20 protein-coding genes and 1 tRNA gene are annotated in these 24,241 nt (G+C 65.4%); 7 read left to right on the top strand and 14 right to left on the bottom strand.

What is annotated here, in order from left to right; genetic code table 11:
• Positions 1-25 precede the first annotated feature (25 nt).
• The 6 genes from AD89_RS0105940 to AD89_RS0105915 form a co-directional block, all read right to left on the bottom strand.
• On the bottom strand, positions 26-1,600 hold the full coding sequence (locus AD89_RS0105940) for a molybdopterin-dependent oxidoreductase (RefSeq protein WP_035320108.1): 1,575 nt from the start codon (positions 1,598-1,600) through the stop codon (positions 26-28).
• Between the two features lie 22 nt (positions 1,601-1,622).
• Positions 1,623-1,949 carry a hypothetical protein gene (locus AD89_RS0105935; RefSeq protein ID WP_025777691.1) on the bottom strand — a complete coding sequence of 109 codons (327 nt, stop codon included), beginning with the start codon at positions 1,947-1,949 and terminating at the stop codon, positions 1,623-1,625.
• A gap of 260 nt (positions 1,950-2,209) precedes the next feature.
• Positions 2,210-3,004, bottom strand: a complete 795-nt coding sequence (locus AD89_RS0105930) for a Bax inhibitor-1/YccA family protein (RefSeq protein ID WP_035320090.1) — start codon at positions 3,002-3,004, stop codon at positions 2,210-2,212.
• Between the two features lie 195 nt (positions 3,005-3,199).
• The gene (locus AD89_RS0105925; protein WP_025777689.1) at positions 3,200-4,783 is read right to left on the bottom strand and encodes an AbgT family transporter; all 1,584 of its coding nucleotides are present in this window, start codon (positions 4,781-4,783) and stop codon (positions 3,200-3,202) included.
• Between the two features lie 300 nt (positions 4,784-5,083).
• Complete coding sequence (locus AD89_RS0105920; protein WP_025777688.1) at positions 5,084-6,169, bottom strand: inositol-3-phosphate synthase; 1,086 nt, start codon at positions 6,167-6,169, stop codon at positions 5,084-5,086.
• A gap of 152 nt (positions 6,170-6,321) precedes the next feature.
• Entirely contained in the window at positions 6,322-7,914 is a 1,593-nt protein-coding gene (locus AD89_RS0105915; protein ID WP_035320088.1) for a peptide chain release factor 3, read from the bottom strand.
• Positions 7,915-8,039: 125 nt separating this feature from the next.
• Between AD89_RS0105915 and AD89_RS0105910 the strand changes: the two genes are divergently transcribed.
• Positions 8,040-8,408: a hypothetical protein gene (locus AD89_RS0105910; RefSeq protein ID WP_025777686.1), complete on the top strand. Its 369-nt coding sequence runs from the start codon at positions 8,040-8,042 to the stop codon at positions 8,406-8,408.
• Between the two features lie 44 nt (positions 8,409-8,452).
• Here AD89_RS0105910 and hrpA read toward each other — a convergent pair whose 3' ends face one another.
• From hrpA to AD89_RS0105895, 3 genes are all read right to left on the bottom strand, one after another.
• A complete protein-coding gene (hrpA, locus tag AD89_RS0105905) occupies positions 8,453-12,760 on the bottom strand; it encodes an ATP-dependent RNA helicase HrpA (RefSeq protein ID WP_025777685.1) in 4,308 nt (1,435 codons plus the stop codon).
• 60 nt (positions 12,761-12,820) lie between these two features.
• Positions 12,821-14,143: an Nramp family divalent metal transporter gene (locus AD89_RS0105900; RefSeq protein ID WP_025777684.1), complete on the bottom strand. Its 1,323-nt coding sequence runs from the start codon at positions 14,141-14,143 to the stop codon at positions 12,821-12,823.
• Positions 14,144-14,360: 217 nt separating this feature from the next.
• Entirely contained in the window at positions 14,361-14,651 is a 291-nt protein-coding gene (locus AD89_RS0105895; protein WP_025777683.1) for a mycothiol transferase, read from the bottom strand.
• A gap of 86 nt (positions 14,652-14,737) precedes the next feature.
• On the opposite strand from AD89_RS0105895, the gene AD89_RS18225 reads away from it, so the two are divergent.
• The 5 genes from AD89_RS18225 (at position 14,738) to AD89_RS0105870 (ending at position 18,209) form a co-directional block, all read left to right on the top strand.
• Positions 14,738-15,166 carry a YidH family protein gene (locus AD89_RS18225; protein ID WP_051505106.1) on the top strand — a complete coding sequence of 143 codons (429 nt, stop codon included), beginning with the start codon at positions 14,738-14,740 and terminating at the stop codon, positions 15,164-15,166.
• Complete coding sequence (locus AD89_RS0105885; RefSeq protein WP_025777681.1) at positions 15,163-15,525, top strand: DUF202 domain-containing protein; 363 nt, start codon at positions 15,163-15,165, stop codon at positions 15,523-15,525. The genes AD89_RS18225 and AD89_RS0105885 overlap by 4 nt, the downstream gene beginning before the upstream one ends.
• A gap of 79 nt (positions 15,526-15,604) precedes the next feature.
• Positions 15,605-15,922 carry a hypothetical protein gene (locus AD89_RS0105880; protein WP_231488480.1) on the top strand — a complete coding sequence of 106 codons (318 nt, stop codon included), beginning with the start codon at positions 15,605-15,607 and terminating at the stop codon, positions 15,920-15,922.
• A 101-nt stretch (positions 15,923-16,023) separates the two neighbouring features.
• The gene (locus AD89_RS0105875) at positions 16,024-16,950 is read left to right on the top strand and encodes an AEC family transporter (protein ID WP_025777679.1); all 927 of its coding nucleotides are present in this window, start codon (positions 16,024-16,026) and stop codon (positions 16,948-16,950) included.
• A 68-nt stretch (positions 16,951-17,018) separates the two neighbouring features.
• Positions 17,019-18,209 carry a TIGR01906 family membrane protein gene (locus AD89_RS0105870; RefSeq protein ID WP_035320106.1) on the top strand — a complete coding sequence of 397 codons (1,191 nt, stop codon included), beginning with the start codon at positions 17,019-17,021 and terminating at the stop codon, positions 18,207-18,209.
• Positions 18,210-18,416: 207 nt separating this feature from the next.
• On the opposite strand, the gene ppk2 is transcribed toward AD89_RS0105870, so the two are convergent.
• Together ppk2 and AD89_RS0105860 are read right to left on the bottom strand one after the other, a co-directional pair.
• On the bottom strand, positions 18,417-19,319 hold the full coding sequence (ppk2, locus tag AD89_RS0105865) for a polyphosphate kinase 2 (protein WP_025777677.1): 903 nt from the start codon (positions 19,317-19,319) through the stop codon (positions 18,417-18,419).
• A gap of 67 nt (positions 19,320-19,386) precedes the next feature.
• On the bottom strand, positions 19,387-20,673 hold the full coding sequence (locus AD89_RS0105860) for an MFS transporter (protein ID WP_025777676.1): 1,287 nt from the start codon (positions 20,671-20,673) through the stop codon (positions 19,387-19,389).
• A gap of 90 nt (positions 20,674-20,763) precedes the next feature.
• On the opposite strand from AD89_RS0105860, the gene AD89_RS0105855 reads away from it, so the two are divergent.
• Positions 20,764-20,840, top strand: a tRNA-Leu gene (locus AD89_RS0105855).
• 68 nt (positions 20,841-20,908) lie between these two features.
• On the opposite strand, the gene bioD is transcribed toward AD89_RS0105855, so the two are convergent.
• Genes bioD through AD89_RS0105840 form a run of 3 tightly spaced genes read right to left on the bottom strand, consistent with a single transcriptional unit; the run spans position 20,909 to position 24,230 of the window.
• Positions 20,909-21,778, bottom strand: a complete 870-nt coding sequence (gene bioD, locus AD89_RS0105850; RefSeq protein ID WP_025777675.1) for an ATP-dependent dethiobiotin synthetase BioD — start codon at positions 21,776-21,778, stop codon at positions 20,909-20,911.
• The gene (locus AD89_RS0105845; RefSeq protein WP_025777674.1) at positions 21,775-22,908 is read right to left on the bottom strand and encodes an aminotransferase class I/II-fold pyridoxal phosphate-dependent enzyme; all 1,134 of its coding nucleotides are present in this window, start codon (positions 22,906-22,908) and stop codon (positions 21,775-21,777) included. The genes bioD and AD89_RS0105845 overlap by 4 nt, the downstream gene beginning before the upstream one ends.
• On the bottom strand, positions 22,905-24,230 hold the full coding sequence (locus tag AD89_RS0105840; protein WP_155807381.1) for an adenosylmethionine--8-amino-7-oxononanoate transaminase: 1,326 nt from the start codon (positions 24,228-24,230) through the stop codon (positions 22,905-22,907). The genes AD89_RS0105845 and AD89_RS0105840 overlap by 4 nt, the downstream gene beginning before the upstream one ends.
• Positions 24,231-24,241: the final 11 nt, after the last annotated feature.

Here is a 24,241-nt window from a genome sequence, read left to right as displayed (position 1 = left end):
TGCCTGTCCGTTCCGCAGTGCCGCCTCACTCGATGGTGAACTGGCGCTCGTGAAGCCCCGTCGCCGCACCCGGAATAGGCGGTCGGCGCTCCGAGGTCTGCACGTTGCCTGCCTGGTCGATCGCGCGCACGGCGACCGTGTGCGTGCCGGAGCTCAGTCCCGTGTGCTCGCATCGCCATTGTCGCCACGTATCTGTGGTGAGCTCCTCGCTGAGTTCCGCTTCCGCCCAGTCCCCGTTGTCGATGCGCACCTGCACCTTCGCGACGCCCGTGTGCTGCGCCCAGGCCATTCCTGCGGTGATGATCCGGTCGCCGCTCTTGGGTGCCACGGTGGCGCCGGGGCGAGGCACATCGATACGCGAGGCCACCAAGACGGGTCCGTGCGTGGACCATCCGCGAGTCGTCCAATACGCTTCCCTGTCCGCGAACCGGGTGACCTCGATGTCGGTCACCCATTTCGTGGCCGAGACGTACCCGTAGAGCCCCGGGACGACCAGCCGGGCCGGGTATCCGTGATCGCGGGGCAGGGCATGGCCGTTCATTGCCACGGCCAGCAGGGCCGCGCGATCGTCGGTGAGCACTTCGAGCGGGGTGGAGGCGGTGAATCCGTCATCGGAGCCTGAGAGCACCATGTCTGCGCCGGTGTGCGGTTTCGCCCGGGCCAGAAGGTCCCGGATCGGATAGCCCAGCCATTTCGAATTCCCCACCAGGTCGCCGCCGACTTCATTCGAGACGCAGGTCAGGGTCACATAGTGCTCCTGAAGAGGGAGGTCGAGGATTTCGACCATGGTGATCGTGAACTCGTTCTCGACCATGCCGTGGACGCGCAGCATCCACGTTCCCGCGTCGATCGCCGGCGGGAAGAGCGCTGTGTCGATGCGGTAGAAGTCCGAGGTCTCCGTGACCAGCGGAGTCAGTCCGGACACGTCGAGTTCCGCGCCCGCGGGGATCTCCGGCGCCGAGGTGGCCGGCCGTGGCAGGACGAGTTTCGTCACAGTGCCTGCCGCACTGCGTGCCAATGTGGCCGCGGACTGCCCGGCCGCGACGGCGGCGATGCCGACCGCGCTCAGTCCCGCCGCCAGCCCGAAGAACGCCCGCCGCCCGGGTCGGGCAGGAGATCGATTCTGCTGGTCGTCTCCCGCCGCAGTATCGGCCGAGGAGTGATCCGCCGTGCCCGCGAGGTGGAGAAGGACGAGGAAGGCTGCGGCCCCGGCGGCGGCTCCGCCGAGACTCGGGCCGGTGGCCGCAAGACCGGCACCGGAGCTGAAGCCGACGACGGCGGGCAGCAGTCCGAAGCCGATGAGCAGCACGAGCGCGAGACCTTGACGACGGGCACCGATCCACCCGATGAGCGCACCGCACCCGGCACCTCCTGCGACGATGGTGATGACGAGGGCGAGCTTGTCGTGAGTGCCGAAGACCGCGATCGCGGACTTGATGAGCACGGTGGGCATCAGCGGGATGAGAGCTTGGCCGATGAGCAGTGCCGGGGCTGACGCGACGTCCAGGCTGCGGGCGATGAGTTCGGCGGTGCCGAAGTAGATGAGGGTCGCGACGACCCCGGTGACCACGGACAGCCACGCGCGCCGAGTGCCCGCCATCATGCCTCCCCCGTCCGCATTCTCAGGCCAGGGCGCGACGCAGCCGCACGGCCGCCTCGGTGAGGGCGTCGATGCGGTTCTCACGGTCGGGTTCGGGCAGTGTCTGAGCCGAACACAGACCGTGTTCGAGGAGCACGACGACCTGGTCGGCGAGGTTATGATCGGCGAGCTCCGGGACCGGTCGGGCCTCGGAGCCGACCTGCGAGAATTCGGTCAGGGCCGCACGGATGGCGGCACGCCTGCTCGGTGCCGGCGGGGCCGCCTCGTCGAGTTGGGCAGTGGTCAGTGAGATGATCCGGATGCGCAGACGACGCACCTCCGTCTCGAGTTCCGCCGCTGCTGTGGTCATGGACTCATGATAGTGCTCATCGAGCGGTGCAGCGGCAGAACATCAGCCGATGCTCAGGTGTCTCCCACCCAGGCGATCATGGTCTCCCGATCGGGCTTCCGGGCCGTTGTCTCGGTCCCGGAATCCGGACTGTCGCGCGGCCATGCGCCGGGGAAGGGCCGCCTCGGCGCAGATGACGAAGGGCGGATCCCCACTCGGGGATCCGCCCTTCGTTCAGCGATCGACGGCAGCCGGCCTGGCAGCTGCGGTCAGTGCTGCGCTCAGTCTCTGAAGTAGGAGATGAGGCGCAGGATCTCGATGTAGAGCCACACGAGAGTGACCATGAGCGAGAAGGCGCACATCCAGGAGTACTTCTCCGGGATCTTGTGCTTGACGCCCTCTTCGATCATCTGGAAGTCCATGATCAGGGTCATCGCGGCGAGCACGGTGGCGACGATGCCGATGATGACACCGAGCGGGAACGTCATTCCCATGATGTTGACCTCGACGCTGCGGGCGCCGCCGGTGCCGGTGAACATGGCGATGCCGAAGTTGATGAGCGAGAAGATCGCGTAACCGCCGACAGCGATCATCATGAACTTCATCATCTTCGAGCCGTAGCGCACACCCTTGAACTTGAACAGGGCGAGCATGACGCCGAAGACGCAGAGCGTGGCGAGCACGGCCTGGACGACGATTCCGGGAAACGCCGCCTCGAACATGGACGAGATGCCGCCGAGGAAGACGCCTTCGAATGCGGCATAGCCGATGATGAGGGCCTTGCTCGGCTCCTTCTTGAAAGCGTTGACGAGGCCGAGCACGAGCGCGATGAGCATCGCCGGGAAGGCGAGCACCGGCACGAACCAGCCGACGGCGGCTCCGGCGAGGAGGATGGCGAAGAGCACTCCGGTCTTCATCATCACATCGTCGTAGGTCATCGCGCGGTCGGCGACCTGAGGTCCGGCGTTGCGGTTCTCGGCGGCCGGCTGGTTGAACAGGTTGTTGAGTTCCTGATCGGACATGACCGGCTGGTTGCGGCCGGCCTGGGCGCCTTGGTTGATCGCCCGGTTCATCATGGGGTTACTCACGGTCGAGATCCTTTCGATCTGAGCAGAATGTGCACAGCCGAGAAGCTGCGCATCAGTCGTTCACGATCACAGTCTAACCGGACGGTCTGGACGGGAACTGAGGATTCCGGCCTGCGGAGCCCGACGTTGCATGATCGTGATCATGTCGTGGACAACGCCCGCATCGGCCGGAGAATTCCCGGTTCAGCCCATCTGGTAGTGGGTGGCCGAACCCGGGCCCCAGGGGATGCCGGTGGCCCACCAGATGAAGAACAGCAGCCCCCAGAGGACGAACATGGAAAAGGACAGCGGGATCGTGAAGGAGAGCACCGTGCCGATGCCCGCATCCTTCTTGTACCGCTGGACGAAGCCGAGGACGACGACGAAGTACGGGCTCATCGGGGAGATGATGTTTGTCGTCGAATCGCCGATGCGGTAAAGCGCCTGAGTGGTCTCCGGGGCGATGGACAAGAGCATGAACATCGGCACGAGCACCGGGGCCATGAGCGTCCACAGTCCCGATCCGGAGGTGAGGAACAGGGCACCCAGCGCCACGAGCAGCCAGCCGCCGAGCAGGATGACGAACGTTCCGGTGTCGAGCGCCCCGAAGACCTCCGCCCCCTTGATCGCGAGGATCTCACCGAGGTTGGACATCTTGAACAGCGCCAGGAACTGGCTGGCCGCGAAGAACAGGACGATGACCGGGACGAAGGGCAGCAGACCCTTGCCCATCATCTCGGGGATGTCGGCGGTGCGCTTGATCGACCCGGTGGCATAGCCGTAGACGATGCCGACGATGAAGAAGCCGAAGCCGATGATCGCGGCGATTCCGGCCATCAGACCCGATTCGGGGCCGAAGCCTCCGGATTCATCACGGAGGAACGATCCGGCGGGCCAGGCGAGGGCGAACAGCACTGCGGCGCAGACGACGATGGAGATGACGGCGATGACGATTCCGCGCTTCTCCGTGGCGTCGAGCGCCATCTTGACGTCGAAGCTGTCGGGATCGTCATCGGCCTCCTCGTCGAGTTCGATCTGGTCGGCGCGCTTGGACAGCACCAGCTCGGTCACCAGGGTCACGGCGATGGCGACGACGAACATGGAGACGAAGTTGAAGTAGAAGTTCGCGACCGGGCTGACGGTGTAGTCCGCGTCGATGATCTGCGCGGCCGAGGTCGAGAGACCGCCGAGGATCGTGTCGAGCGAATTGACCATCGGCGCTGCCGAATAGCCTCCCGAGGTCGCGGCATAGGCGACGAGGCAGCCGAGCAGCGGATTGCGGCCGACAGCTTTGAATGCGAGCCCGCCGAGAGGAATCATGATCATGTAGGACGCATCGGAGGCGATCGACGCGGCGGTTCCGGCCAGGGCGACGATGAACGTGATCCACCGCGGCGAGGCTCCGGCGATGGTGCCGCGCAGCATCGCCGGAATGAGTCCGGACTGTTCGGCCACGGCCACGCCGATGAGCACGATGAGCACGAGTCCCAGCGGTGGGAAGGTGACGAAGTTGTTCGTCGCTCCCGCGACGATCTCTCGCAGCGATTCGGTGGCGAAGAGGTTCGTCACCGTCACCGTCTCGTCCGTGGCCGGGTTGACGGCGTTGAGACCGGTGGACGAGAAGATCGCCGAGAGGACCATGACGATGACCGCCAGCGACAGGAACAGCCAGAACGGGTGCGGCAGTTTGTTGCCGGCCTTCTCGATGATGACGAGGACGCGCATGAGCCAGCTCAGCTCGGAACCGTCGGTCCTCTTCTCTGCGGTCGCAGGTGTGGTGCTCGACATCAGTTCTCCTCGGTCGGTGTGGCGCTGGCGAATGCGTTGTGCCAGGTGTCGCTCCTGTGAGTGCGATCACCTCAAGGGGCAAGTCTCATGGACAATCAGCATTGTGTCGCGGGAATCTCATATTCCGGATGTTCGGTGGCTGCCAGATGCACCCGTCCCCCGCCGAGGCGGCCGTGTGGTCTCGTACTCACCGACCTTGGTGAATGCGGCAGGGCGCCGACCGCAGAAGTCTGCGGTCGGCGCCCTGCCAGCCGGACGGCGGCGCAGCACTCGGGCTGAGGGTGGGCCGCCTCGGCGAGATCAGCGTTCGAGGTCGCCGCGGATGAAGGCTTCGACGGCCTCGTGGGCGGCGTCGTCGTCCTTCTGCTCCGGCGGCGATTTCATGAAGTACGAGGAGGCGGAGATGAGGGCTCCGCCGATTCCGCGGTCGAGGCCGATCTTCGCCGCACGCACGGCGTCGATGATGACGCCGGCAGAGTTCGGCGAATCCCACACCTCGAGCTTGTATTCCAGGGACACGGGAGCGTCGCCGAAGTTGCGGCCCTCGAGGCGGACGAACGCCCACTTGCGGTCGTCTAGCCATTCGACGTAGTCGCTGGGTCCGATGTGGACGTCGCGGTCGGACAGCTGAGCCGACGTGTTCGAGGTCACGGCCTGGGTCTTCGAGATCTTCTTCGACTCAAGACGCTGACGCTCGAGCATGTTCTTGAAGTCCATGTTGCCGCCGACGTTGAGCTGGTAGGTCCGGTCGAGGACGACGCCGCGGTCTTCGAACAGCTTCGCCATCACACGGTGAGTGATGGTCGCACCGATCTGGGACTTGATGTCGTCACCGACGATCGGGACACCGGCGGCACGGAACTTCTCGTCCCATTCCTTGGTGCCGGCGATGAACACGGGCAAAGCGTTGACGAACGCGACCTTCGCGTCGATGGCGGCCTGAGCGTAGAACTCGACGGCTTCCTGGGAACCGACGGGCAGGTAGCACACGAGGACATCCGCCTCGGCGTCCTTGAGTGCCTTGACCACGTCGACGGCCTCACGGTCGGATTCGACGATCGTGTCGCGGTAGTACTCACCGAGACCGTCGAGGGTGGGTCCGCGCAGGACCTCGATGCCGGTCGGCTCCACGTCGGCGAGTTTGATGGTGTTGTTCTCGCTGGCGGTGATGGCCTCGGCGATGTCGACGCCGACCTTCTTGCCGTCGACGTCGAAGGCGGCAACGAAATCGATGTCACCGACGTGATAATCCCCGAATTCCACGTGCATGAGGCCGGGAACCTTCGTCCCGGGCGACGCGTTCCGGTAGTACTCCACGCCTTGGATCAGGGACGAGGCGCAGTTGCCCAGTCCGGCAATCGCGACTCGAATCGATTTCGTTCCCACAATTCTCCTTTGTCTGTACGGGTTTCACCGAGCGGCGGGAGGGTCCCACACGGGCGGTTGGCCCTGCGGGGCTTCGCTTCGGCCCCGACTCACCATAATAATGTCCGCGTCAAAATGCCGAACACCGGCATCCGACCACGGCAGCGTTCGTCTCAGCTGACGACCAGAGGTTCGAGGACCAGGTCGGGGTGGTTCTTCTGCACGCCCTGCAGCCGCCACCGGTCGGAGAACAGCGCCAGCAGCTCTCCGTCGGAACGGTGGAGGACCTCGACCGAGCGCTCCCGGGCCAGGGTCGGCACGCATTCGGCTGTGGTGCGTCGGGCGAGGGAGAAGTTCAGACGCTCCAGGGTGCAGGGAGCGTTGAATTCGTTGGTCATCCGGTCTTCGGCCACTTCGAACTGCATGGGGCCGACCGCCCCGAGCACGGGCGCCTGGTCACCGCGCAGATCGGAACGCAGCACCTGGATGACACCTTCGTGGTCGAGCTGTTCGATGCCGCGGCGGAACTGCTTGTACTTCGAGGAGTCCTTGGCGCGAATGACCATGAAGTGCTCGGGAGAGAACGTCGGGATTCCGGGGAACTCGACTTTCTTGTCGAGGTAGAGGGAATCACCGACGCGCAGCGCGGAGGCGTTGACCAATCCGACGACATCGCCGGGGAACGCTTCGTCGACGACGTCGCGGTCGCGGCCGAACACCTGCTGAGCGTACTTCGTGGCGAAGGGTTTGCCGGTGCTGGCGTGGGTGAGCACGGTTCCGCGTTCGAAGACTCCCGAGCAGACGCGAATGTAGGCGAGCCGGTCGCGGTGGTTCGAGTCCATTCCGGCTTGGACCTTGAAGACGAAACCGGAGAACGGTTCGTCGACGGGACGCGGTTCGTCGTTCTTGTCCAGGCGCGCCTCTGCCGCTGGGGCGAGGTCGACGAGGAGGTCGAGGAGTTTGTGGATGCCGAAGTTGAGCACGGCCGAGGCGAACATCACCGGGGTCGACTTGCCCGCCAGGAAGGTCTCCTGGTCATGGTTCTGGTCCTCCATCTCCAGCAGATCGGACTCATCGACAGCGGTCGTCCAGGCATCGCCTTCGAGGTCGGCAGCCGCCTCGTGGGTGTACGTGTCCTCACCGGCGATCGTGGCGCCTCCGTCGGTGCGGGTGTACTTCGTGTACTCGCCGCTGGCGCGGTCGAGGACTCCGCGGAAGTCGCCGGACTGGCCGACGGGCCAGGTGATCGGGGTGGGCAGGAGGCCGGTGCGCTGCTGGACCTCGTCCATGAGTTCGAGCGCGTCGAGGCCGGGACGGTCCCATTTGTTGACGACCGTGATGATCGGGATATTGCGGTGGGCACAGACTTCGAAGAGCTTCATCGTCTGCGCCTCGAGGCCCTTGGCGGCATCGATGAGCATGACGGCGCAGTCGACGGCGGAGAGCACACGGTAGGTGTCCTCGGAGAAGTCGGCGTGGCCGGGGGTGTCGACGAGGTTGAACACGGCGTCGCGGTACTCGAACTGCAGAGCAGCCGAGGAGATCGAGATTCCGCGGTCCTGCTCCATCTGCATCCAGTCGGAGACGGTGGCACGGCGACCGGCCTTGCCATGGGTGGCTCCTGCCTGGCCGATGGCACGGGCGTGGAGGGCGAGCGCCTCGGTGGTCGTCGATTTGCCCGCGTCGGGGTGCGAGATGACAGCGAACGTGCGGCGGCGGGACGCCTCGTGTCGGATGTCCTTGTCGGAATACTGGCCAGAAGTCACCGCAATATCCTATCGTTCTTCGCCCCGCTCCGGCGTGTCCGCTCAGTCACAGTGGCCGAGGCCGGGTCCGCCGGTCCGCGTTGCGTCCAGCATCCTGTCGGAATCGGCCCATATGCTGGGGGGCGATGTCTGAGGAATACGTCGAATATGCCGGCCGTTCGGAGCCGAAGGAACGGTGGCTCAAGGCCCTGCCGCTCATCGTCGCGGGAGTCCTGGGCGTCCCGCTGCTGTGCGCGGCGATCTGGTTCTCCTGGCAGATAGCACAGACGACGAAGTACCTCTTCGATCTCGGCACCTCCGGCGGCGAGGCGGCCGGAATGGTGCTGCTGAGCCTCTCGGGCGCCTTCTGCCTCATCTTCTATCTCGCGTTCCTCTTCATCGGCACCCGCCGTCGCACGTGGAAGTGGCGCCTCTGGTGGAGTGTCGCGACCCTTCTTGCCGCCGGAGCTCTGCCGCTGTGGTGGCTCTTCAGCGGCTTCTTCGCCGACGTCTGACGTTCGCGGGCCCCGGCGGCAGCTGCCGGTGAGAAATGGTCTGCTCAGAGCTGGGCGAGAGCCTTCGCGATGCGCTTCTCCGACACCGGATGTGCCGTGCCCAGCGAGTTCGCGAACAGTGAGACGCGCAGCTCTTCGGCCATCACGACGACCTCGACCCACTCGGTGGGCAGAGACACGATCAGCTGCGACCACTCGGCCTTCGCCAGTGCCGGGAAGCGGTTGCCGATCTTCTTGACCACATCGCTGCTGCAGCCGGTGACTCGATCCATGAGCTGCTTGTCACGGATCGGCGAGTCCTGCATTCCGCCGATGCGCACCACTTCGGCCTGCACCCAGCGGGGCAGCTCGCGCAGCATCTGCGGAGTCATCGCCGCAATGGCGCCTGCCGTCGTCCGGGAGGCCCTCCACGCCTGCACATCGGCGAGGTTCGACAGGATTGCCAACGAGGAGGCTTTCGAGACGAGCTTGTCGAGCTCGGTCGCCGCCTTCAGCGCCTTCATCAGGCGCGGCAGCAGCGTCGAACAGGTCAGCGGCAGCTCGGCGTCGACGTCCATGCGCAGCTGCGCGAACTCATCGGCGGTGGCCACCCACGACGTTTCAGCCGGCCCCAACCGGTCGGCGACGAGTCCGCGGATCCCCACTCGAATCAGCCCGACCAGCAGCTCATCGGCGGTCTTCTGATGACCGGCGAGGATGAGCTTCTCCTGAGTGGTCAGCCCGTCCTGCAGGTACTTCAGAGCATCAGCAGTGTGCCGGCCCAGCAGGGTGATGATCGACTCTCGCGTGGCCAGGCGTGCCTGCGCAGCGGTGTCGAAGGCAACCAAGTCCACCGAATCCGTACGGTCGGCAAGCCCCGGAACGACACCGGCTGCGGCCTGATCGGGGTCGGCCAGTTCACCGAACGACCAGTCCGTCAGCCCCGTCTTCGGGGTGAACGCGCTCTGCTTCTGGCGGGCCTTGCGCACCTGCGGTGTGGCCTTCGTCGTCAGTGCGCTCAGGTCCTCGCCGAGACCGACGGTCTTCTTTCCATCGACGACCCGGAAGGTCAGCCGCAGATGAGCGGGAATCCGCGATCGGTCGAAATCGTCGGCGGTGACCGTGATCGGCACGAGGTCGTTCAGCCCTCCCCCGCCGGCGCGTTCGCTCAGATACGCGGCGAGCACCTCCGGCAGGCTTCCCTGGTACGGGGTGAGCGCCGGCAGAATCTCGCGGGCGACGTCGGGAGCGGGAACGAAGTAGCGACGCTTGTTCTTCGGCAGCGACCGGATATAGGCGGCGACGAGTTCCTCGCGCAGGCCCGGGACCTGCCAACTGAATTCGTCCGCGTCGACCGCGGGCACCGCCTCGGCGGGGATTTCCACGGTCACCCCGTCCTCGGTGCTGCCTGGGTCGAACGAGTAGCGCAGCTTCGCCCGCGAGCCATCGGTCAGTTCCCATTCCATCGGGAAGTCCGAGGCCACCGAGGCGGTCAGTTCCTCGCTGTCGTCGCTGAGCAGCACCGAGGTGGTGAGGTCGAGCAGGTGCGCGTCCCGTCGTTTCTGCTTCTTCCACCATCCCCGGAAATCCGCCGCCGAGGTGATCCCCGCCGGAATCCGCTCATCGAAGAATTCGTACAGGGCATCGTCTTGGTCGAGCACCCGACGGTTCCGTGTCCGCGATGCCAGATCTTCGGCCTCGTCGATGACGGCCGCGTTGTGGTCGAGGAAGCCGAAGCGTTCGTGCCAGTCGCCTTCGATGAGACCCTTGCGGATGAAGGCGTCGCGTGCGGCTTCTGCGTCGATCTGCCCATAGCCGACGCGACGGTCGCTGACGAGTGTGACCCCGTAGAGGGAGATCTTCTCGTACACCATCGAGGCGCCGGCCTTCGTCGACCAGTGCGGGTCCGAATGCTGACGGGTGACCAGATCACCGGCGGCTTCGACGACCCAGTCCGGGTCGATCGCGGCCACGGTGCGTGCCCACAGGCGGGAGGTCTCGACGAGTTCGGCGGCCATGACGAAGTCCGGATTGACCTTGAAGAGTCCGGATCCGGGGAAGATCGCGAAGCGTGTGCCGCGGGCTCCCTGATAGTCCTTGTGCCGCTCCGACCGTGAACCGATCATCGTCAGCAGACCGGTGAGCAGGGACCGGTGGATGGCGGCGGCATGCGGGTCGAGTTTGGCTGCGGCCACCTGTTTCCCGGTGTCTCCGGCCGGCCCGGTCGCTCCTCGCTTCTTCGCGCTGCGTTTGGCGGCGCTGAGTTCGGCGAATCCGATTGTGCCGTTCGCGCCGCGTCGGCCTTGAGCATGTCCTCCGCCCCGACCGCCGCGGGTGTCCTGATCGCCACGAGCAATCTGGCCCTGACGACCACGACCGCTGCGACCGCCTTGACCACGGTCGGAACCGTCACCGGACTCAGCAGGATTCGCCTTGCCGCCGTCACCGTCGAGGTCCGTCTCGTCGGACGTCGCGTCCTCGCCCGGCCGCCAGACGGACTTCTCGATCCTGATCCCTGCGGAACCGAGCAGGGAGCGCAGCTGTCCGACGAGATCCTGCCATTCGCGGATGCGCACGAAGTTGAGGAACTCGTCCTTGCAGCGCCGACGGAACTTCGAGGATCCCATGTCCGCCTGCAGGCTCTGCAGATAGTTCCACAGGTTGAGGTAGGACAGGAAATCACTGCCCCGGTGGGTGAACCGAGCGTGCTTCTCATCGGCTGCGGCGCGGAATTCGGCCGGTCGTTCCCGGGGGTCCTGGATGGACAGTGCGGCGACGATGACGGTGACCTCTCCCCCGCAGCCGGCCTCCGCGCCGGCGATGACCATCCGGGCCAAGCGGGGGTCGATCGGCAGCACGGTGAGTTTCCGACCGATCTCGGTGACGTGGATCTTCCCGGCAGAGTCGCTGGTCAGCGCCCCGAGTTCGGTGAGCATCGTGCGTCCGTCGCGGACGGCTCTGGCCTCCGGCGGAGTGAGGAACGGGAAGTCGAGGATCTCCTGATCACTCGAGGCGAATCCCAGTGAGGCCATCTGCAGGATGACGCTGGCGAGGTTCGTGCGCAGGATCTCGGGATCGGTGAATTCGGGCCGCGACTCGAAGTCGTCCTGCGAGTACAGCCGGATGCAGATACCGTCGCTGGTGCGCCCCGAGCGGCCCTTGCGCTGGTTCGCACTGGCTTGGGAGATCCGTTCGATCGGCAGTCGCTGCACTCGGGTGCGATTGGAATAGCGGGAGATGCGGGCGGTGCCGACGTCGATGACGTATTTGATTCCGGGCACCGTCAGCGAGGTCTCGGCGACGTTCGTGGCCAGGACGATCCGAGGTCGCGAATGCGGTTGGAAGACCTTCTGCTGCTCGCCGGCCGAGAGTCGGGCGAACAGCGGCACGACCTCCCAGCTGCTCATCCGCGGGCGTCTGCGCAGGTGGTCGGTCAGGGCATCGGCGGTGTCACGGATCTCGCGTTCACCGGAGAGGAAGACGAGGATGTCACCGGGGTCCTCGGCGGCGAGTTCGTCGACGGCGGCGATGATTCCATCCGTCTGCTCCTCGACTCCGGTCTCGTAGTTCCCGGATTCGCCGGGACCGTCGACATCGTCATCGGCAGGATCGTCCCCGAGCGGCCGGTACCGGACCTCGACGGGGAAGGTCCGACCTTCGACGGAGATGATCGGAGCGTCGTCGAAGTGAGCGGAGAACGATTCGGGGTCGATCGTCGCCGAGGTGATGATGACCTTGAGATCGGGACGTTTGTCGAGGACTTCCTTGAGGTAGCCGAGGAGGAAGTCGATGTTGAGGCTGCGTTCGTGGGCTTCGTCGATGATGATGACTTCATAGTCGCGCAGCAGTTTGTCCCGGGAAAGCTCGGAGAGCAGGATGCCGTCGGTCATCACCTTCACCCGGGTGGAGTCGGCGACCTGCGCAGTGAACCGCACCTGATAGCCGATGGTGCTGCCGAGTTCTTCATCGAGCTCGTCGGCGATGCGCTCGGCCACGGTCCGGGCGGCGATGCGCCGAGGCTGGGTGTGGCCGATGAGTCCGTCGATCCCGAGACCGAGGTCGAGGCAGATCTTCGGCAGCTGTGTGGTCTTTCCCGATCCCGTCTCACCGGCGATGATGACGACCTGGTTGTCCCGGATCGCCTCGGCGATCTCGTCCTTCGCCGCGGTGACCGGCAGATCCTCGGGGTAGGAGACGGTGACCGGATGAGCCGCGCGGGCGTCCTTGAGTCGGGCCCGGCGCTGCTGGTGGTGCGCTGCCGTGGTTCTGCGTCGCTGAGACGCACGCCCACGTCCGTTCTTCCCGCGCCGAGGCGGCCGTCCCGGATTCGTGTTCGCTGGAGTGGTCGACGGGGTCGGGTTCTGTTCTGCCATTGCGTCTCCCAGCTTAGCGGCAACCCCACAGCAGAGGCAGACGACCGGGCAGAGCCCCGGTCAGCTTCCGCCGCCCCACAGCGGTGCCAGCGCCGAGTAGAGCTGCCGGATGCCGAGGATGATGAACAGCAGTGCGGTGATCGCCAGGGCGACGTTCGTGTGCAGCTTGTTCGCCCATTCCTTCGGGATCTTCTTGCCGTTGAGCAGCCCGAGGAGGGTGATGGCCAGGAACGGCATGAACAGCGAACCGAGGACGCCGTAGGCGAGGATCAGCCCGATCGGCTTGCCGAGGATGAACAGCAGCATCGGCGGGAACGTCAGCCACAGCACATAGAACTTGAAGTACTTGCCGCCGGTCAGGGTGTCGGGGTGCCCGCCCGGCTTCTTGCGCATGTGCCCCCAGAAATCGGCGAACATCAGGGACACACCGTTCCAGACGCCGATGATCGAGGAGAAGGACGCGGCCCAGAAGCCGACGAGGAATCCTATGCCCACGACCTCGCCGTAGCGGGCCTTGAGGACGTCGGCGAGGTCGAGCAGCCCCTTGTCCTCGGCGGAGATCGACACTCCCGCGGCACGGACGACCTCGGCACCGACGACGAGCATGGCGATGACGAAGATGCCGGTCATCACGTACGCCATCGAGTTGTCGATGCGCATCACCTTCATCCACTTCGGGGTGTGCCAGCCCTTCTCGCGCAGCCAGTAGCCGTAGGCGGCCAGCGTGATGGTGCCGCCGACTCCTCCGGCGAGCGCAAGGGTGTAGATCACGCCGCCCTCGGGGATGATCGGGATCAGACCGGTGAGCATGTCGGGAATGTTCGGGGCGGCGATGATCGCCAGCCCCACGACGGTGATGAACATGATTCCGACGAGGACGGCGGTGATCTTCTCGAACACGGCGTAACGGCCGAACCACACCATGGCGAAGCCGGCCAGGCCCATGAGCACCGACCATACTGTCAGGTTGATCCCGGGGAAGAGCGCGGCCAGCGGCAGTGCCGCCGAGCTCATCGCGGTGGCCCCGTAGACGAAGCCCCAGATGATGATGTAGGGACCGAAATACCATGTGGTCCAGCGGCCGAGCGATCGCCAGCCTTCGAAGATCGTCTTACCGGTCGCGAGGCTGAACCTGCCGGCGCCTTCGACGAGAACGATCTTGAGGATGACGCCGACGATCACCGCCCACAGCAGTCCGTAGCCGAACTGGCTGCCGGCCACCAGGGTCGCCACCATATCGGCCGCTCCGACACCCGTGGCCGCGACGACGAGGCCGGGACCGATGACCTTCCATTTGGCCGGGCCCGAGGCCTCTTCGATTCCCGAGACGGTCTCCGCATCACCCGCGTCGCCGGGGCCGGAACCGTTCGACTGCTCACTCATGGTGTCTTTCGCTTTCGTCTTCGGCCGCGCACAGTCTCACGATGTGGTCGGGGGTCGATCATCGGGCTCTCCCACACACCGGCGACGCAGCGGTCTCCGTATTTCCTCAGTCATGATAGGTGACAACCGCGCTTTCGTCTCAGCGGTGTCTCACGAGCGTCTCACCAGTCGCCTCCCCCACGACGGCCGACCTCGGAATGACGCGGATCGTTCCTGATCAGAACCGGTCGGCGATGCTGGCCAGGCGTTCGAGATACGCATCCTGATCGAAGTCCTGCGGCAGGTTCGGAGCCGCCTCGGAGAGTCCGGCGGCACCGTCGATGCCTTCCCGGATGACGTCGATCTGGCCCACGTGTCGGGTGAGATCGACGAGGACGTGGACCATGATCTGTCCCAGGGTGGTCTCGTCGCGGCCATTCGGCCGATGCGGCACCCGCCCCGGCGAATCGAGCCTGAGCGACTCGATGGTCTCATCAGCGAACTTTCGTCGAGTCCGGACAACTTCCACCGCAGGTTCGTCCGGCCTCGGTGAAGGGACTGCTGCAGGAAGGACTTCATCGTCTCGTCGTCGCCCATGAGCTCAGGGTTCCACACATGCCGCACACCGTCTGCCGCTATCCTCGAAGGGTGAGTGAGAACAATTCTTCGCAGGACTCCCGCAGCCGCATCGCCCGTCGGGTCTTCCCCGACGGCGTCGACCCCGATCCGCGATTCACCCTGGCCAACGAACGGACCTTCCTGTCCTGGATCCGCACCGCCCTGGCCTTCATCGGCGGCGGCATCGCCGTCGAGGCCTTCACCTCGGAGATCTTCTCGACCGGTCTGCGGGCGACCCTGTCGATCGTGCTCATGGTGATCGGGTTCATCCTCGCCGCCGGTGCCGCGTTCCGCTGGCACCGCATCGAATCGGCGATGCGGCGCAAGACCTCCCTGCCGCTGCCGCTCATCATTCCCATCGTCAGCCTCGCCTCGGCGCTGGGTGCGGGGCTGCTCGTCCTGGTGTTCGCCGGCCTGCTGCGATGAGTCCTCGCATTCCGCGACCGCGGCGGCCCCGGCCGCTGCCGCACCCCGATCCGGGCCTGCAGCCCGAACGCACCACGCAGTCATGGCTGCGCACGAGTCTGACCATGACCGTCGTCAGCCTCATCTTCATGCGCTTCATCCATGTCTTCGGAGGCTGGTCGGTCGCCGTCTTCGTCGTGTGCATCGGACTGGCCATCGCGGCGCTGTCCATGCAGGTCAGGCGCTACCGGCTCGGTTCTGTCTCGATCCAGGCCGAACGCAGCCGCCCGACTCCCTGGGCCGTGGCCTTCCTCACCGCCTCGGTGTGCCTCATCGCGGTCATCAGCATCGCCTCGGTCATCAAGATCTCACTGCTGTGATCATCAAGACGTCGCATCGGAGTTCCTCGTTATGAGACCACCGTCCGAGCCGATGACCTGCGCGCCTAAACTGGTCCGTATGAAGGATGCACGCGAAGTCTCCACCGCCCCGCTCGTCGCCGTCGGCCTCATCGGCGGTTTCCTCACCGCCCGCGAGACCGGGATCCGCCCCCTCGGCGGAGTCGTCCTCGCCGCCGCAGGCGCCTACGCAGCCCGCTCCTGGTATGTGAAGAAGGGCTGGCCGGCCGCCACCGGACTGAGCGTGGCCTACCTCGGCGGGTTCGGCGCCTCCCATCCCCTGGCGAAGAAGATCGGTGCGTGGCCGGCCGTGTTCGCCGTCAGTGCGGTCAGCGCCGCAGCGTCCTATGTCGTCTCCGATATCGCCGAGGCGGACTGACCCCGACCGTCCGACGCTGACCCCGACTTTCCCGGACCGGCACACCGTCCCGAACTGACACCGACCGACCCTGACGCAGGAAGCGAGGACCCGAACAGCCCATGCTGGCCGTATTCGAAGGTTTCGCCGTCATCGCCGGAGTCATTCTGGTCGGGTTCATCCTCGGCCGCTCCGGTGTTCTCGGACCCCACGGCCAGCAGGTCATCGCGAAGCTCGTCTTCTACGCCGGCACCCCGGCTCTGCTCTATGTCACCGTCGCCGATACCGACCTCGGGCTGATCTTCAACACCGCCCTCTTCGCCACCGGCGGGTCGGCGCTCATCGTCGGGGCCGCCCTCTTCGTCCTCACCAAGTGGATCCGGAGACGCAGCACCGGGGAAGCGATGTTCTCCGCGTGGGCGACCAGCTACGTCAACATCGGCAATCTCGGCATTCCGATCGCCGCCTATGTCCTCCATGACATCGGCTACGTCGCCCCGGTCCTGCTCTTCCAGCTGCTCATCCTCGCCCCCATCGGCATGGCCGTGCTCGACGGGGCGGGCAAGAAGCAGCATGATTCGCACTGGTATTCCGCGATCCTCCAAGTGCTCAAGAATCCCATCGTCCTCGGTGCCGCAGCCGGAGTGGCCGCCTCGGCGACGGGTTTCGAGCTGCCGCGGTTCGTCTTCGAACCCATCGACATGATCGGCGCCACGGCCGTGCCGGGCGCCCTGCTGGCCTTCGGCATCTCGCTCAAAGACGGTTGGGGAATACCCGTCAAGGGCAGCCGCGCACAGCTGAGCTACATCACCGGCACGAAACTCATCGCCCAGCCGGTCATCGCCTGGGCCATCGGCGGCCCCCTGCTCGGCTACACCGGGATCGACCTCTTCGCCATCGTCGTCACCTCGGCCCTGCCGACCGCACAGAACGTCTACATCTACTCGATGCAGTACCGACAGTCCGAGGCACTCATGCGCGATGCCGTCTTCATCACCACGGTCCTGTCCGTTCCAGCGCTCGTCATCATCGCCGCCCTGCTCGGCTGACTCCGCGAAATCGACCGCCGTGGCGTGTCCTCCCCCGCTTGGACCCGGTGGTCACTGACAATGGGGATGTGTCCAGAGACGAGAAGAACGAGACCGAAGACCTCCTGAGCAGGCGGATGAGTTCAGGGTCTGCCAGTGCTGCCGATAAGCAGTCGCAGGCTCCTCTGGAGGCGGCGAATGATCCCTCGACCGACACCGAGGCGTTCGATCCGATCACGGACCCCATCGCCGAGGATGCCCCTGAGCATTCCGCGGATGCGAAGCCCTCGACGGGTCCGGTGAGGGTGGCTCCCGCCCATTCGACGAATCCGCACTCCCAGCCCGCGACCGCGAGCACGCGTGCCGCCGAGCAGAATGCTGCGCAGAAGTCCGCCGGCACGCATTCGGCCTCCGCTGCATCGACTGCCGGGGCATCAGCCTCGACCGATGCCGGGGCCACCCGCGAGGTGCCACAGAATGCGCGCACCGCGGTGATGAGCGAAGCCGATTGGGCAACGGTGTCGAAGGCGGCGACGTCGACCGATGTCCGCGACCCCGACGTGCCCGAGCGCCGTCGGTCGGTGCTCGACGTCATCGGCACGATCTGGATCATGATCGCCACCCCTTTCGTCCTGCTGGCCCTGGGGGTGCGCTTCGTCGCCTCGGGGATCTTCCTCAAATTCGAGTACTTCCGGCCCGGGTTCCCGGCCGATCAGTTCGGTTTCAGTGCCGCCGACCGTGAGCACTACGGGACCTATGTCATCGACTACCTGCACAACTTCGATTCCCGGCGCTACCTCGCCGATATCATCATGCCCAACGGGGAGCCGATCTTCATCTCCGACGAGCTCAGCCACATGGCTGACGTCAAGGGTCTGATCTCACTGCTCTACCTTGTGGCGCTCGTCGGCATCATCGGGTCCGTCCTCTTCGGCATCTACATGTGCCGCAAGAACGGATCGGGCATCCACGCGGGCGTGCGTCTGGGGTCGATCTTCAGCATCATCTTCATGGCCGCCGTCGCCGTCGTCGCCGTGCTCGGATGGGACAGCTTCTTCCGCGGTTTCCACAGGGTGTTCTTCGCCGATGGGACGTGGGAGTTCTACGCCGATGATTCGCTCATCCGCCTCTTCCCGCCCCAGTTCTGGGTCGATGCGGGCATCGCCGGCGGCGGGCTGTTCGTGCTCATGGCGATCGTTCTCTTCCTGCTCAGCTTCACTGGTCACAAGAAGCGCCGTGCGCTGCGCAAGGCACGGAAGGACGCCGCAGCAGAAGTCTGATTCTTCTTCACTCCGCGCCGGCGGTCCGGCTCCGGGCGGCGCTCCGGTTCCGGCGGCACAGCAGCACGTCACTGCACAGCGGGTTCGAGTCCCGCTCCACGGTTCCGGCCGGGTGGTCTTTCCCCTTCCACCCGGCCGAATCTCTGTCCGGAGTCAGTCGACCGGACCAGCGATCCCCCGCCTCGGAGACGGTGAACGGTGACTGAACTAGTCGTCGACGGCGTCGCGACCGCGACGAACGAGCAGCGGGTCGGCTTCATAGACGACCGATCGGTCTTTGTCCGCGTAGTCGAACTGATTGAGGAAGTAGCGCATCGCATTGAGGCGGGCGCGCTTCTTGTCGTTGCTCTTGATCGTGATCCACGGAGCGTGATCGGTATCCGTGCGGCGGAACGTCTCTTCCTTCGCTTTCGTGTAGTCGTCCCAGCGATCGAGGGACTCGAGGTCCATCGGTGAGAGCTTCCACCGCCGCACCGGATCGATCTGACGAATCGCAAACCGGGTCCGCTGCTCTCTCTGGGTCACGGAGAACCAGAACTTCGTGACGTGGACTCCGGAGTCGATGAGCATCTTCTCGAACACGGGGGCCTGCTCCATGAAGGTCTCGTATTCGTCGTCGGTGCAGAATCCCATGACCCGCTCGACATTCCCCCGGTTGTACCAGGATCGGTCGAACATGACGATCTCCCCGCTCGTGGGCAGGTGGGAGATATAGCGCTGGAAGTACCATTGGCCGGCTTCGCGGTCAGAGGGTTTGTTGAGTGCGACGACGCGGGCGGCACGCGGATTGAGGTGTTCGGTGAAGCGTTTGATCGTTCCGCCCTTGCCGGCGGCGTCACGACCTTCGAAGACGATGACGTGTTTGGCGCCGGTGTCCTGACCCCAGTACTGGAATTTCAGCAGTTCGACCTGCAGTCTGTACTTCTCGAGTTCGTATTCTTCGCGGTCCAACTGTTCGTCGTACGGGTACCCTTCCCGCCACGTTTCAACGGCCCGGCCCATGGGGTCGATCAGGTGCGGATCCGTCGTCTGGCTGTCCGCGACGGCGTAGCCTTCGAGGCGGAGTTTGTCGATGTACTCCCGCAGATTCTCTTGGAACAGACTGTTCACGAGATCCTTCCCTTTCACTGTCGACACCGGAGTGTGCCTCGTGCACGATAATGTGCCGAGATGAATATCAGGTTATGCGATCGACGTCGCGTCGCGGGATGATTCCGACGCTCAGAAGTGGGGCCAGTGCGATGAGTCCGAAGGACAGCGGATAGCCGAACGCCGTCACCAGGGCACCGAATCCGGGACCGAGCAGAGCCGACATGACGAACTGTCCCGTGTTCTGGGCTCCCAGCGCCTTGCCTGACCACCGCGGTCCGGCGGCTTCGGCCACCGAGGCGAAGGCCAGACCGTTGTCGGCCACCGACACAGCAGACGCGAGGACGAAGACGACGGCGGCGATGACGGGCAGCTGTGTCAGCGACAGGACGGCGATGGCGACCACGACGATTACGGCCGCGACGGCGACGATGCGCATGAGGCCCACGCGTGATTCCGTGCGGTCGGAGAGTCCGCCGACGACCATGCGACCGACAGCGCCGACGATCTGCGCGATCGCGACGATCGCTCCGGCGGTGCCCGCCCCGATCCCTTGGACGACGATGAGCCAGACGAGTCCGTAGGTGGAGAACGCGAACTGCGGGACGACGAGGAGCGCGGAGACAGCGTGGATGCGCCACAGGAAGGAATCGCTGCGGTAGGGATTGATCGCCGAGGCGGCGCTGGGCTGTCTTTCCCCCGCCGAGGTGATCCTCGGTTGGGTGTCATCGGTGCGCGGCGTTTGGGGATCGGTGTCCTGGTCGAGTTCGGCCACCTCGGTGCGGGTGGGGGTCTGGTCCGGTGGGTTGCGAATGAGGGCGAAGCAGACGAGGCCGAGCGCCCCGGTCACAGCGGCGACGAACCACAGGTAGGCGGGGAATCCCCCGGCCGCGGCGATTCCCGGGATGGTCACGGCGGCCACACTTGTGCCCAGGGGTTGGGACATCTGGCGGATGCCCATGGCCAGTCCTCGGCGGTGGCGGGGGAACCAGCCCATGACGACGCGGCCGGACGCCGAATTCACGGAGGCGGCGGCAGCACCGGAGGCGGCGATGACGATGACCATCCAGATCGGCGAGTCGACGACGAGGACAGCGGCGGCCGAGAACGCAGCGGTCAGCCCGATCCCCAAGGTCATCGCCAGTCGTTCGCCGAAGCGGTCGGCGAATGCGCCCCAGGCGATGAGGGTGAGGATGAGTCCGAAGCTCGGAGCGGCGGCGACGGTGCCGGCCTGGGTGAGGGTGAACCCGAGGTCGGAGTGCATGTAGGGGATGAGGAAGGCGGGTCCGGCGATCGCGATGGTCGCCGCCATCTGCGTGAGGACACCGACGACGAGGATCACCCAGGCCTGCCCGGTGGGTCCGTTCGTCGTCATCGTTCCAGGTTAGCCGTGTGCCCGGATTGTCCGCGGAATGTCTCAGATCGCGGTGGCCGGGCTTTGCCGATAAAGTGTGTTCTGAGCATTCCCCCTATAGCCCAATCGGCAGAGGCAGTCGACTTAAAATCGATTCAGTGTGGGTTCGAGTCCCACTGGGGGGACCAGAGATATTTGAGCTGACCTGCGACGATTCACAGTGACGACCAGGCTGATTCCTTCACCGCCTCTGCGATCAGGACAGCCGCAGCCACCCAGGTGCCCGGGCAGTGAACTCGTTCCGATCGAGCCTGTCTCCGACCCCGGCGGGAATCGCTCCGAGGACAGGCGCCATCGCCGACAGTGCAGCCAAATTGTCACGGTCAACCGGAGACGCCTTTTCGGGCCACGAACCGATGATGATGCCGGTGGTCGAAACCCGCCGTCTCTCAAGGGCTTCAGCGGTGAGAGCAGTGTGGTTGAGAGTCCCTAGGCGTGAGCGGACGACGATGGCGGCACCGACCGAGTTTTCTCCCTCTGACAGTCCGGCTGCGATGTCGGCGAGGGTCAGCCCTCCGAAATCGACGAGGACTCCCCCGGACCCTTCGACGAGGACATGGTCGGCATCGGTTCGTGCCAGTGCCGTGCGTATGAAGTCCACATGCTCGGCCGCGCTCGGCAGATTCGAGACTCTGTCGGCTCCTGAAAAGTCCGGAACGGGTCGTACAGCGCCAGCTGACTCATCATCGACTGACTCAGGGTCTGCTGGCCATGGGTCGGCTGATCTGGCATCAGCTGATTTGTCGTCGGCCGACTTGAACCCGTCCCGTTCGGCTTTGGCGGCGGGAACCGGAGCCATCGACAGGCGGAGGGTGGTGTTCGTGAACGTATAGATGCCGGTCAGCCGCGCCACCGCCTCCGCGTCGGATTCTGTGACGACGTCGCAGTAATCGGACTCGAGCTGCTCACGTTCAGGATCGTCGGACCTGATATGCCCCGTCTGGATCGGCTTGCACATGATCACTCGACGTCCAACCGCCGTCAGTGCCGCGGCCAGCGCCGCGGTGGCGATGGTCTTGCCGACGCCGGTGTCCGTTCCCGTGACGAGCAGAAAGCGCGGGATCATGCCGCCGACTCCGCAGCGCAGATTTCGGTGATCGCCCGAATGCGCTCACAGGCGTAGGCCAGCTCCCCAGGACTGAGTCCGGCACGAGCTGTCAGCCGCAGACGCGTGATGCCGTCGGGCACCGAAGGAGGGCGGAAACAGCCGACGAGGAGCCCCTCCTCGCACAGCAGTTCGCGCGCCCGGACGCCTGATTCCGGACTCGGCATAGGAACGGACAGCACGGCGCCGGCCGGGACCGGCACATCAAGTACGGCTGCCAGTTGTGCGCGGGCCGCCTTCATCGACGCCACCCGCTCAGCGGTGATGAGGTCGAGTGCGGCACGCGCTGCGGCCGCCATGGCAGGGGAAAGACCGGTGTCGAAGATGAAGGTGCGAGCCGTGTTGACCACAGCATCTCGGACGAGACCGGCTCCCAGCACAGCCCCTCCCTGGGAGCCGAGCGCTTTCGACAGCGTGGCGGTGACCACGAGGCGGTCGCGGAATTCGCTCACCGCGGCAGCCGCCCCCATTCCGACGGCTGTCTCGGCGCCGGTCACACCGATCCCGTGCGCTTCGTCGACGAGCAGCAGAGCGTCGTAACGAACGCAGAGGTCAAGAAGACAAGGCAGGTCCGCGGTGTCACCGAATACGGAGTACACGGATTCGACGACGACAAGCGCCTCTGGCTGCTGACGACCAGCCAAAGCGGCTTCAACGGCCTCCAGGTCGTTGTGGGCGACGATTCTCGTCGGAGCTTTCGCCAGACGGCAGGCATCGATGAGTGACGCATGGTTGTGGGCGTCGGAGATGATGAGAGTATCAGGACCGGCCAGAGCAGTGACGGCGGCGATATTAGCCAGATAACCGCTGGAGAAGGTCACACACGCAGGGTGCCGCAGCCGTTCGGCCAGCGCAGCTTCCAATCGGTGGTGGGCGTGTGTGGTCCCGGTGACGAGTCGCGATGCGCTGGCCGAGGTGCTGCTGCGTTCGATCTCCTCGATCGCTGCGGCACGCACCAGCGGATGCGCCGAGAGCCCGAGGTAGTCGTTCGAGGCGAGGTCGAGTCCGTCGAGCACGAGGTCACTGCGATGAAGACCGGCAGTACTTCGGCGCTCGGCGGCTGCGGAAAGGCGGGAGAAGAGGGCATTCACGATGCAACCTCGAACTCGCACCCATCCCCGTGTGCCGCGGCTGCCGCGACAATCGCCTTCGTGATGGTGTCCACCACCGCCGGAGTCGAGATATAGGGCGGCATCGTATAGATGTGCTGCCGAAACGGCCGCAGCCACACCCCGTGTTCGGAGGCTATGCGCGTGGTCAGCGCCACGTCGACCGGGCGGTCGAGTTCGACGACGCCGATGCCGCCGGTCACCCGCGCCTCGATGACATGATCCAGCCGCCTGGCAGGAGCGAGGCCCGTTTCGAGGGCCTGAGAGATCCGTCCAATGGCCGGCTCCCAGCCGCTCGTCTCGTCATCGATGAGGAGGCCGACAGACGCATTTGCCGCAGCACACGCCAGGGGATTCGCCATGAACGTGGGCCCGTGCATGAGCGCCCGGTGGGACGAAGTGGTGATGACGTCGGCAACCGTTCCACTGCACAGCAGCGCCGCCAATGTGAGATAGCCGCCGGTCAGAGCCTTGCCCAGGCACATGACGTCCGGGGTGATCCCCGCGGCCCGACAGGCGAAGTCAGAGCCCGTGCGTCCGAAGCCGGTGGCGATCTCGTCGGCGATGAGTACGGCATCGATCTCGGTGGCCAACCGCCGCAGTGACTGCAGGGCGGCGGGGTGATACGGGCGCATACCTCCGGCACCTTGGAAGAGGGGTTCGACGATGATGCCGGCGATCTCTGCCCCGTGAGCATCGACGAGGTTTTCAGCCTTGACCGACCATTCGTGCACCTCGGAAGCGGATGCCTCCGGCAACGGCGGACGAGGCAGGAACAGCTGGGTTGCGAGCAGCCCGGCGAAATCGTTGTGCATTCCCCCAACAGGGTCGCACACGCTCATCGCCCCGGTGGTGTCACCATGGTAGGCACCTTCGAGGGCAAGGAAGCGCCTGCGGTCGCGGCCGCGGGCCAGCTGGTATTGGACGGCGAGCTTGAGCGCGACTTCGACCGAGACCGAACCCGAGTCTGCGAGGAAGACATGGTCGAGTCCGTCCGGTGTGACTGCGACGAGCCGCTCGGCTAGTTCGACGGCCGGTTCATGGGTGAGACCGCCGAACATGACGTGCGAGAACGATCCGATCTGGGTGGTCAGTGCCGCATCCATGACCGGATGCTGGTATCCGTGGACGACCGACCACCACGAGCTCATCCCGTCGAGCAGTCGATGCGCCGATCCCGAAGCATCGCGCAACTCCACATAGGGCCCATCTGCGCCGGTGACCGAGAAGTGCGCGCCGGCGTCGAGCGGACCGTAGGGGTGCCACAGCAGGCCGGAATCGCGCTCGAGCGTGCTCGTCGGCATCCGTTGTCCCG

Source organism: Brevibacterium sp. VCM10, from assembly GCF_000583215.1.
Classification (GTDB): Bacteria; Actinomycetota; Actinomycetes; order Actinomycetales; family Brevibacteriaceae; genus Brevibacterium; species Brevibacterium linens.
Note: the sequence above shows the minus strand (reverse complement) of the source record. Positions and strands in the feature narration are given on the sequence as shown.

Bases quoted from the DNA above. Each gene is read 5' to 3' on its own strand.
- AD89_RS0105940 (WP_035320108.1), bottom strand. From the start codon at position 1,600: ATGGCGGGCACTCGGCGCGCGTGGCTGTCCGTGGTCACCGGGGTCGTC.
- AD89_RS0105935 (WP_025777691.1), bottom strand. From the start codon at position 1,949: ATGACCACAGCAGCGGCGGAACTCGAGACGGAGGTGCGTCGTCTGCGC.
- AD89_RS0105930 (WP_035320090.1), bottom strand. From the start codon at position 3,004: ATGATGAACCGGGCGATCAACCAAGGCGCCCAGGCCGGCCGCAACCAG.
- AD89_RS0105925 (WP_025777689.1), bottom strand. From the start codon at position 4,783: ATGTCGAGCACCACACCTGCGACCGCAGAGAAGAGGACCGACGGTTCC.
- AD89_RS0105910 (WP_025777686.1), top strand. From the start codon at position 8,040: ATGTCTGAGGAATACGTCGAATATGCCGGCCGTTCGGAGCCGAAGGAA.
- hrpA (WP_025777685.1), bottom strand. From the start codon at position 12,760: ATGGCAGAACAGAACCCGACCCCGTCGACCACTCCAGCGAACACGAAT.
- AD89_RS0105900 (WP_025777684.1), bottom strand. From the start codon at position 14,143: ATGAGTGAGCAGTCGAACGGTTCCGGCCCCGGCGACGCGGGTGATGCG.
- AD89_RS18225 (WP_051505106.1), top strand. From the start codon at position 14,738: ATGCCGCACACCGTCTGCCGCTATCCTCGAAGGGTGAGTGAGAACAAT.
- AD89_RS0105885 (WP_025777681.1), top strand. From the start codon at position 15,163: ATGAGTCCTCGCATTCCGCGACCGCGGCGGCCCCGGCCGCTGCCGCAC.
- AD89_RS0105880 (WP_231488480.1), top strand. From the start codon at position 15,605: ATGAAGGATGCACGCGAAGTCTCCACCGCCCCGCTCGTCGCCGTCGGC.
- AD89_RS0105875 (WP_025777679.1), top strand. From the start codon at position 16,024: ATGCTGGCCGTATTCGAAGGTTTCGCCGTCATCGCCGGAGTCATTCTG.
- AD89_RS0105860 (WP_025777676.1), bottom strand. From the start codon at position 20,673: ATGACGACGAACGGACCCACCGGGCAGGCCTGGGTGATCCTCGTCGTC.
- bioD (WP_025777675.1), bottom strand. From the start codon at position 21,778: ATGATCCCGCGCTTTCTGCTCGTCACGGGAACGGACACCGGCGTCGGC.
- AD89_RS0105840 (WP_155807381.1), bottom strand. From the start codon at position 24,230: ATGCCGACGAGCACGCTCGAGCGCGATTCCGGCCTGCTGTGGCACCCC.